The organism is Pedococcus sp., from assembly GCF_036554925.1.
Taxonomy (GTDB): Bacteria; Actinomycetota; Actinomycetes; order Actinomycetales; family Dermatophilaceae; genus Pedococcus_A.
Genome location: NZ_DATBMI010000165.1, coordinates 1 through 9,687 on the forward strand (window position 1 = coordinate 1; position 9,687 = coordinate 9,687).

Genomic DNA, 9,687 nt, shown 5'->3' on the forward strand with positions numbered 1-9,687 from the left:
CCCTGGGCCGCTCGCACCGCTACGAGACGGTCAGCATCCACGTCGCCGAGACCACCTTGGCCATCGAGGTCGGCGGTGAGACCCGCATCGTGCGCCGCACCACGACCCTGCCGGTGCGGAACATCAAGGCCGACCGGCCCCCGGCAGCCAGCGACGCATGAGCCGGGCCAGACGGGCCGCGGGACCTGGAGCGCGCCTCGCGGAGTCGTCGCCGAACAGGGCCATGTTGTGGGGCAGGTCCTGTTCCTGAATCCACCGCCCGGGGTCCACGCCGTGCTCCATCATGCGGCGCACGAGGTGCCCGGTGGCGGCCCGGTGCAGATGCCCCGGCTCGTAGATCCGTCCCGTGCTGTGCTCGTGCCGGTCAACGGGTTCGCCGGCCGCCTCGCGTCGCTCGATGTCGGCCTGGATCGCTGCCATGCAGGCCTTGAACTCCCGCCTGTTGTCAAAGGCCGCCACGAGGACGTGGCGTCGCTCGTGCCGCTCGGGGTCGTAGCGGTAGTGGTGCACCACGAAGCGGCGGATGCTGTCGTCCCCCACATCGACCCTGGCCACGGCAAGAGGCTAGAACCACGGCGCCCGGGCCGCCCTAGCATTGAGGTGGACCGACCACGAACGGTCCACCTCAGTTTCCTAGGCCACCTGTCGCAGATCAGCTGGCGGACATGCGTCGCAGATCAACTGTCGGATCACACGACTGCTTGCCTGATGTCGCGCTGAGACGCATGCTCGGTCGCGCTACCTGCTTCCGCCATCGGGCGCCGCGCGTTCAGGATCGGACATCAGGGTCGACTGGGCCGGACCGTCTTGGCCAGGAGGGAGTGGCATCGTCCTGAGAAGGCGGTCGGTGCACTGGTCGAAGACGGGTCTGGGGCGGCGTCCCCACGACCTGCGGCACACGGCGGCCAGCCTCTGGATCGCGGCCGGGGTGGACATCAAGACGGTGTCGGCCTGGCTGGGTCATTCAACGGCGAAGCTGACGCTCGACACCTATGGGCACCTCATGGGCACGGACGCCGACCGGGCGGCTCTGGAACGGGTGAACCGCGTTCTCGGGTACGGCACGGGTACGGATCAGTCCGGGCGTCCGAACGAAGCGAGCGGGCAGGAGCGGCCTCATGGGCTCTGACCTGCGTAAACGTGGTGGTGCCCCCGGCAGGATTCGAACCTGCGACACCCGCTTTAGGAGAGCGGTGCTCTATCCCCTGAGCTACGAGGGCGATGCATGGCCAGATCCCACCGACAGACTCAACGGAGACGTGCGGCGATGGAAGCCGTGCGTGACGAAGGGTAGCCCACACGAGCGGTGTGTCGTTCGTCAGGTGGAAGTGAGCGTCCGCGGAGGCCTGCATGCCGTGTCGTCCGAGACGAGCCGCGACGGCTGAGCCCCCAAACGGCGGGACGGCAGGCAGCGCCGGGCGGATGATCGGAGCATGGATGCGCCGCATCTTCTCGTCGGACGTGAGCCTGAGCGCGCGCGTCTGCGCGGTGCGCTGAGGGACGCGGCCGAGGGGAGGCCACGCGCGGTGCTCCTGCACGGCGAGGCGGGCATCGGCAAGACCAGCTTGGTCCGTGACATGGAACGGGTGGCACGCTCGGACGGTTTTCACGTGCTGTTCGGGCAGTGCCTGCGCTTCGGGGCGGACGTCACGAGCTTCGTGCCGTTCAGTCAGGCCCTCAGTCACTGGCTGCGCGCCACGCCGGCGGAGACTCGCGAGCGGGTTCTTCCGGGCGTGACGACGGTCGGCCAGGCCGTTCCAGCGCTGACGGACCGTCAAACGGGGCTGGCGCTCTTCCAGCTCGGTGCGGTCGTGGAGACGTTGGAACGGGACCGGGCGACGCTGCTGGTGGTGGATGACCTCCAGTGGGCTGACCCCAGCTCGCTGGACGTCCTGGCGTACGTGGTGGCCGGGTTTACGCCCGGACAGCGCCTCACCATCGTCGGGACGTACCGCGACACCGAGCTGTCCGAAGGGCACCGGCTGCACGGGTGGCTGGCCGACATCGTGCGAATGCCTTTCGTCGACCAGGTGGTCCTCGACCGGATGGACCTGTGGGCCGTGGAACAGATGGTGCTGCAGCGGGGCATCGTCTCCGGCGCGGCTCTGGCCGAGGAGGTCTTCAGGCGATCTGGTGGAAACCCCTACCTGGCCGATCTGTTGTTGGCGGAGGCGAGTCAGCGGTCCGAGAGCCCGCACATGCTGGGCGAGCGGCTCAGCGACGCGCTCGCGACATCCTGGCACCGCCTGTCGGCGACAGCCCGGCGGGTCACGCAGCTGCTCGCCGTGGCTGGGCGCCCAGTCGCCTACCCGGTGCTGCGTGACCTGGCGCTCCGTCGCGGGGTCGAACCGGAGCAGGTGGCCGGGGCGGTGGACGAGGCGACCTGGCAGGGCATCGTCGTACAGGCCGACAGCGGCTCCCTGTGGTTTCGCCACCCCCTCCTGGCCGAGGTGGTCAAGGAGACGTTGAGGCCGTGGGAGCTGGCGGACCTGCACCGCGACTACGCCGACGTGTGGCAGAGCGCAAGCGATGTCAGCGAACGAGAGCGAGCCAACCACCTCGCGCTGCACTTCCTGGCGGCCGGCGAACACGATGCCGCTTTCACCTGGTCCCTGCGGGCCGCCGAGGAGGCGGAGGCGGTCCGTGCACTGGAGGAGCAGGCCACGCACCTGTCCCAGGCGGTGGCGCTGCTCCCGGACGTGTCGGCGGCGGCGAGGAAGGACGTCGCGGAGGTCGAGCTGCTCACGAAGGCCGCGCGCACGTGCGACGCAGCAGCCGACTACCCCGCCGCCGTCCATCACTACGAGAGCGCCCTGGCCATGGTGGACGAGACGGCAGACCCACTGACGGCATGCCGAATCCTGTTGAAGCTGCACTTCCTGCGAGACATGGCGGGTCAGGGAGAGTGGCACGTGTCGCTCTCTGAGCCGCGGCAGGCCCTGACCCTGTTGGACGGCCTGCCACCCTGCGAGGAACGAGCCATGGCCCTGACGCACCTGGCGTTCGCCGAGGTGTTCAGCGGCATGGATGGTGCGGCTGAACACGCCCGTGCGGCCGTGCAGATGGCGGAGGAGCTTGGCGCCTCCAGACCGCTCATCTGGGCGCTGTCAACCCGCGCGCAGACCAAGTGGGGCACCGACGAAGGGATCGCCGACGCGGAACGGGCCCTGGCGCTGGCACAGTCGGCCGAGGACGACGAGATGCTCCCGCGCGTGACGATCGGGCTCAGCAACAGCTACCAGTCGGCGGGCCGCTATGCCTCCGCCGCCGGCGTCACAGAGACCTCGTACCACACCCTGCTCAGTGCCGGCCGGCCGAACGACGCAGCTGTCGTCGGCTCGATCGCGACCCGCTGGAACCTCGCGTTGGGTCGCTGGGACCGGGCTCGGACCATGGTGCGCGAGCTGCTGTCCCTGGCACGCAGCGACAGCGCCGCCGGCTCCGCACGGTGTGCCGCCGCCGTGCTGAGCGCCCTTGAGGGGAACGCGGCAGCGGCGACGCTGCACCTGCGCCGCGCAGAGGAGCTCATGCCACTGAGCCCACCGGTCGGCGACGACCTCGTGGACACACAGATCCTGGTCAACATCGCGCTCGGAGATGCCCAGCGAGCCCTCGACCTGGTCGAGACCCACATGGCCGAGGCTGTGCAGGTCGACCCGATCACCGCGGACGAGTTCCTTGAGCTGGCCGCCCGGGGAGCCTCCGCTCTGGCCGAGCAGACCGGGGGCGACGGTCGGGCCGCGGCGATGGCCGCGCTGGAGCGCATCGAGTCCCTCCGCGGCCACACACCCCCGCCCTTCGTGCCGGCCGGGGAGCTCGATGTCATCCACCCCGCCCTCGGTGCGCTGTATGCCGCGGAGAGGGCTCAGTGCAAGGGTGACCGTGCCGCACTGGTGGGGTTGTGGACTGCCGCCTGCGCGGCCACCGGGCGGGCGGACATGAGGTACGAGCACGCCCGCTCCCACTACTACAGGGCGCGCACGCTGCTGGAGGAACGGCAGGACAGGCAGGCGGCGTCCGAGTCCCTCGCGACCGCCCAACGCATCGCCGTCGTGCTCGGGGCGGCGCCGTTGGTCCGGGACGTTGACGCCCTGGCAGCACAGACACATCTGAGCGTGCCCAAGGCCCAGCTCGCCGAGCTCGGGACGACGCCCGGTGGCCGGGACGGGCAGGTGGTCCAGCCCGGCGAGGGCTTCGGTGCAACCCTGACCCCGCGGGAGCACGAGGTCCTTGGCGGGCTCCTCGCAGGTGAGACCTACGCCCAGATCGCCTCACGCCTGTTCATCAGCCAGAAGACCGTCAGCGTCCACGTGTCCAACGTGCTGCGAAAGACAGGCGCCGCGAACCGTATCGAGTTGGCCGTGCTCGCGCAGAGAAGTGCGTTCATCCAGAGCGAAGGGCAGCGTGGGACCCAACCGGGCGACGACACTCGCAGGGGGCGGCACCACCGTGCGTGACCGGCCTGGCCGGGGCTACTCGCCCGATGCGGGCTCCTCGGTCCCCGGCGGGTTCCGCTCGACCCCGCAGCCCTGCTGAGCCGACTCATCCTCCTCGACGAGGTGCCCTACCGCGGAGTGCGCAGTGCCCGCTACGCGCAATGTCCGACGTGCGCCGGCCCCAGTGTTGGTTCGCTGTCCTCGGGGCGTGGACGCGCGTCGTGGGACAAGGGCTGGGGGCCGGGGAGCGAGGGGCAGCATGCGCAAGAGGACCATGGTCGGGGCCGTGCTGGCGGCGCTCGGGCTCGTTGTCTCGTCCGGTCTGCCCGCGGGCGCGACCGTCAGCGAGAACCCGCGGAACTGCGCCCAGGTCGACGGCCGGGTCTCGACCATCATCTTCAGCGGCACCACCGCCTACCTCGGCGGCAGCTTCACGAAGGTGAAGAGCCCCAACGGGAAGTGGGTGACCCGCAACCGCTTGGCCGCGGTGAACACGAGCACCTGTGCCGTCCTGGCGTGGGCGCCCACAGCCAACGGCGAGGTCCGCGCTCTGCACCTGTTGGGGACCACCGTCTACGTCGGCGGCTACTTCACGACGCTCAACGGCGTGACCCGCAACCGGCTGGGTGCGGTCAACACGACGGGGGCCCTGCTGCCCTTCAACCCCAACCTCAACGGGTCGGTGCGGGCGATCACGAGCTACGGCGGCCGCCTCTTCGTCGGCGGTGACTTCCTGAAGGTCGGCGCGACGGCGCGCAACAAGCTGGCGGCCTTCTACACCTCCTCGGGTGGCTTCGACTGGTACTGGAAGCCGGTGGCAGGTGGCAACGTCCACAGCCTTGCCGTCTCTCCCGACGGGCAACGGCTCTACGTCGGGGGCAGGTTCACCTCCCTCGCCGGCAGCGCGTACGCCGCGTACCTCGGTGCGCTGCGGCCCACCACCGCGGCCCTCGACACGACGTTCCTGCCGCGCCCCGGCTGGCCCGTCGACTCGGTTGCCGTCGACACGCGTGGCGTCTACGCCGGCGGGGGCGGAAACGGCGGCCACCTCGGGATCTGGAACACCAACGGGACGCTCCAGCGCCCCCTGTACGTGACCGACGGCGACGTCCAGGCGCTCGCGGTCGACGGCAGCTCGCTCTACGCCGGCGGACACTTCACCGCCTACTGCGTCGGAGGCACCGGCGGTGGCACACCGTTCAAGTGCTCGAGGAAGCAGGAGCGCCGCAAGTTCTTCGAGGTGAACCTGACGACCGGGGCGGTGACCGGCTGGTCGCCGACCATCGACAGCGCGCTCGGCGTCTGGGCGGCCAAGGTCGACCCGGTCAGCCACGACCTGTGGGCTGGTGGCGACTTCAGCACGGTGAACACCCGCAGCGCCCAGCACCTGGCTGTCTTCCCGTAGCCGACCCCGGCTCCGGGGCGCCGTGACCGCGCGCCCCGGGCCGGGCGGCATACTGTGCCGGTGCCCAGCCACGGCGCCTCCGCCGACGCCTCGATCGACCCCACGGTCCAGCGCCGCACCGTGCGGACCCTCGTGGGGTCGCAGGTGCTCGGAGGCATCGGCGTCTCCAGCGGTATCGCCGTGGGTTCCCTGCTCGCGGAGGAGATCCTCGGCTCGGCCGACCTGGCGGGTCTCGGCGGCACGTTCCAGGTGCTCGGCGGGGCGCTGATCGCCATCCCGATGGCCCGGGTCATGGCCGCGCGGGGCCGCCGTCCCGGGCTCGTCCTCGGTCTCACCCTCGGCATCGCCGGCGCGCTCGTGCTGACTGCCTCGGGCGTGCTGAGCTCGTTCGCGCTGCTGTTGCTCGGCAGCGCCCTCTTCGGCGGCGCCACCGCCACCAACAGCCAGGCCCGGTATGCCGCGGCCGACCTCGCTGAGGACCGTCACCGTGGTCGTGACCTCTCCGTCGTGGTCTGGGCGACCACGATCGGGGCCGTGCTGGGCCCCAACCTCATCGGCCTGGCCGGCGCCCTCGCCCGGACGATGGGTCTGCCCAGCCTCACCGGTCCGTTCCTCTTCTCTCTCGTGGGCTTCGTGCTCGCGGCCGTCCTGCTGGCGGCACGGCTGAGGCCGGACCCGCTCCTGCTCGCCCGCGCGCGTGAGCGGGCCAACGCCGAGGCCCTCGAGCCCGCCACACCCCATGAGCCGCTGGAAGCGCAGAAACCGCACGGGTCGGTGGTGCGGGGCCTGCGGGTGGCCGCCCGGACTCCCGCCGCCGCACTCGGTCTGGTCACTGTCGCCCTGGGCCATGCCGTGATGGTCAGCGTGATGGTGATGACGCCCCTGCACATGCACCACGGTGGCGCCGAGCTGCGGGTCATCGGCCTGGTCATCAGCATCCACATCCTCGGGATGTTCGCCTTCAGCCCCCTGGTCGGCCTCGCCGTCGACCGGTTCGGAGCCCGCCCGCTGGTCCTGCTCGCCTCCGGGGTGCTGGTTGCGGCGGCGCTGCTCGCGGCCCAGGCGCCGACCGGCTGGTCGGCGGGCCTGACGGTCGCGCTCTTCCTGCTGGGTCTGGGCTGGTCGGGCACCCTCGTCAGCGGGTCGACCCTCATCGCCGGCGCAGTTCCCGTGGCGGAGCGCGCGGGTGTCCAGGGTGCCTCCGACCTCGCCATGGGCCTGGCTGCCGGGGGCGGTGGCGCGCTCGCCGGCGTGGTGGTCGCCCAGCTCGGCTACGGGGTCCTCGGGCTGGGTGCCGCTGCCCTCGCCGCCGCGATCGCCGTCGCGGCCCTGCTCCTGCGGCCCGCCCGGCGGCGCCAGACCGCTGCGCCCACCACCGTTCGTTAGCCTGCAGGGGTGATCCGCCGACGCCCCGCCCCCGCGACACCGCACACCAGCGGTGACGCCGCCGAGCCCGCCCTGCACACGCCGGGGGCCAGCACGTCAGGCGACGCCCGGCCGGAGGCTGCGTCGGCGCCCGAGCCGGAGCCCGACCCCCGCGGCGAGCGGGTTGCCGCCGCCGTCGCGGCCTGGCAGCGGCACCTCGTCGACCTCGGCGGGCGCAACACGCTGCTGTGGTACCGCGACCTCCCCAGCGGCACCCTCGACCTGACCACCGCTCACCCCGGTGGTGTCGCCATGCTGCTGGCGGGCCGGCCGACGCGCCTGTCCGACCTGGTCCGTGAGCCCGCTGCCCTCGACGAGGCCCGCCGCCGGGCCCGGACCATCCGGGCGAAGACCCTCGAGCTCGCGGAGGAGCGCGGCATTGCCGCCGGGTTCCTCGCGCTGGGCATGGCCAGCTGGACGGTCCGCGGCGCCGCACGGCCGCCCGCCGCGCCGGTGCTCCTGCGGTCCTGCCTGCTCAAGCCCACCGGCGCCGCGCAGGAGGACTTCAGCATCGACCTCGGCGCCGAGGTCGAGTTCAACCCGGTGCTCGAGCACTACCTGCGCTCCGAGCAGGGCCTGGAGATCGACACCGCAGCCCTGGAGGACCTCGCCAGCACGGCCAGCGGCTTCGACCCCTACCCGGTGTATGCCGCGCTGTCGGACCTGTGCGCGGAGATCCCCGACTTCGCGGTCACCCCCCGGCTCGTCGCCGGCACCTTCTCCTACGCCAAGCTGCCGATGGTGGCCGACCTCGCCGCCCAGGGTGCCGCGCTCGCCGACCACGACGTCGTCGCCGCGCTCGCGGGCGACCCCGGCGCGCTGCGGGCCGTCCGCACCCAGGTGCCGGACAGCCCCGCCGACGCGGACCCCTCCCGCGAGCACCTCATCCTGGACGCGGACTCGACCCAGCAGGCCGCCATCGACGCCGTCCGCAGTGGCGCACACCTCGTCATCAAGGGCCCGCCGGGGACGGGCAAGTCGCAGACCATCGCCAACCTGATCGCCTCCCTGGCAGGGGAGGGCAAGCGCGTGCTGTTCGTCGCCGAGAAGCGGGCGGCCATCGACGCCGTGCTCTCGAGACTGGGGCGGGTGGGCCTGTCCGACCTCGTCCTCGACGCCTACGACGGTGCGTCCAACAAGCGGCGGCTCGCGCAGCAGTTCGGCGCGGCCCTCGAGCGCGGCAGCGCGGCCGAGGACCCCGACACCAGCGCGGTCGAGCGCATCCTCGTGGAGCGCCGCAGCCGCCTCGTCGGACACGCCCGCGCCCTCCACGAGCCGCGCGAGCCGTGGGGTGTGAGCGCCCACCAGGCGCAGGAGGCGATCGCCGCCCTCGGAGCCAAGGCCCACCCACCCACCTCGCGCGTGCGGGTCCGCGGGGAGCAGCTCGCAGGGCTCGACCGCCAGCGCGTCGACGAGCTGGCGCGCGAGCTCACCGAGGCTGCGTCGCTGGGAGCCTGGTCGACCGACGACGGGTCCGACCCCTGGTTCGGCGCCCGGATCGCCACCTCCGCGGAGGCCCTGCGCGCCCAGGACATCGCGAGCAGCCTCGGCCAGGACGGCCTCCAGGAGGTGCAGCGCGCGATCGACGAGGTCTTCGCCGAGGTCACGCTGCCCGAGGCTGAGCGGGTCTCCGACTGGGGCGCGGTGCTCGACACGGTCGGACGCGTGCGCGACACGCTCGAGGTGTTCCGTCCGGAGGTCTTCGACCTCCCGCTCGGCGACCTCGTCGCCGCGACAGGCAGCAGGGAGTTCCGCGAGGCCAACGGCGTCGCCCTCGGGTGGTACGCCCGGTGGCGGCTGCGGCGGCAGGCGCGCGGCCTGCTGCGCCCTGGCACACCGCCCGCGGACCTGCACGGCGCCCTCCTCGACGCCCAACGGCAGCGGCAGGCCTGGCAGCAGATGGCGGGGGCCGGTGGCCGACCCGAGATCCCGGCCGACCTCGACCGGGCCCGGACGGCCTACGACACGCTGGCCGAGGACCTCACGTGGCTCGGTGACCGCCTGGCCCCGACGGCTGCTGGCGGGGACCTGCTGGGCGCGGACCTCACGGGTCTTCACGAGCGGATGGCCGAACTCGCCTCGCGCCCCGAGCGGCTCGCGGTGATCCCGCAGGTGCTGGGCACCCTCGACGCCCTGCGGGGCGCCGGCATGGGACCCGTCCTCGACGACCTCGCCCGTCGCGGCATCGAGCCGGACGCCGTCGCTGCCGAGCTCGACTTCGTCTGGTGGACCTCGCTGGCGGAGCACCTCACCGTCGCGGACCCGGCCTACGGCGCCCACGACGGTGAGCACCTGCGCCGGATCGCGGCGCAGTACGTCGCCGCCGACCCTGCCCACCTGCGGGGCACGGCCGAGCGGGTCCGCGCCGCGGCCGGCCGCCGGCTGCGCGAGGTGCTGGCCGACCACCCCGACCAGGAGTCG

6 protein-coding genes and 1 tRNA gene are annotated in these 9,687 nt (G+C 72.4%); 5 read left to right on the plus strand and 2 right to left on the minus strand.

Going from position 1 to position 9,687, the window contains the following annotated elements; all coding sequences use genetic code 11:
- Window positions 1-123 precede the first annotated feature (123 nt).
- Window positions 124-555, minus strand: a complete 432-nt coding sequence (locus VIB11_RS13135; protein WP_332031683.1) for a hypothetical protein — start codon at window positions 553-555, stop codon at window positions 124-126.
- Window positions 556-847: 292 nt separating this feature from the next.
- Between VIB11_RS13135 and VIB11_RS13140 the strand changes: the two genes are divergently transcribed.
- Window positions 848-1,129 (plus strand): tyrosine-type recombinase/integrase, encoded by a 282-nt coding sequence (locus tag VIB11_RS13140; protein WP_349257513.1) that lies wholly within the window; start codon window positions 848-850, stop codon window positions 1,127-1,129.
- A 15-nt stretch (window positions 1,130-1,144) separates the two neighbouring features.
- Here VIB11_RS13140 and VIB11_RS13145 read toward each other — a convergent pair.
- Window positions 1,145-1,220, minus strand: a tRNA-Arg gene (locus tag VIB11_RS13145).
- A gap of 213 nt (window positions 1,221-1,433) precedes the next feature.
- Between VIB11_RS13145 and VIB11_RS13150 the strand changes: the two genes are divergently transcribed.
- The 4 genes from VIB11_RS13150 to VIB11_RS13165 all read left to right on the plus strand — a co-directional run.
- Window positions 1,434-4,457: a helix-turn-helix transcriptional regulator gene (locus VIB11_RS13150; RefSeq protein WP_332031684.1), complete on the plus strand. Its 3,024-nt coding sequence runs from the start codon at window positions 1,434-1,436 to the stop codon at window positions 4,455-4,457.
- 238 nt (window positions 4,458-4,695) lie between these two features.
- A complete protein-coding gene (locus tag VIB11_RS13155) occupies window positions 4,696-5,841 on the plus strand; it encodes a hypothetical protein (RefSeq protein ID WP_332031685.1) in 1,146 nt (381 codons plus the stop codon).
- Window positions 5,842-5,901: 60 nt separating this feature from the next.
- Entirely contained in the window at window positions 5,902-7,227 is a 1,326-nt protein-coding gene (locus tag VIB11_RS13160) for an MFS transporter (protein WP_332031686.1), read from the plus strand.
- 9 nt (window positions 7,228-7,236) lie between these two features.
- A partial coding sequence (locus tag VIB11_RS13165; protein ID WP_332031687.1) for an AAA domain-containing protein occupies window positions 7,237-9,687 on the plus strand: 2,451 nt, incomplete at its 3' end.

What these genes read in the sequence shown, in the direction of transcription:
- VIB11_RS13150 (WP_332031684.1), top strand. Translation starts at nt 1,434, where the DNA reads ATGGATGCGCCGCATCTTCTCGTCGGACGTGAGCCTGAGCGCGCGCGT.
- VIB11_RS13155 (WP_332031685.1), top strand. Translation starts at nt 4,696, where the DNA reads ATGCGCAAGAGGACCATGGTCGGGGCCGTGCTGGCGGCGCTCGGGCTC.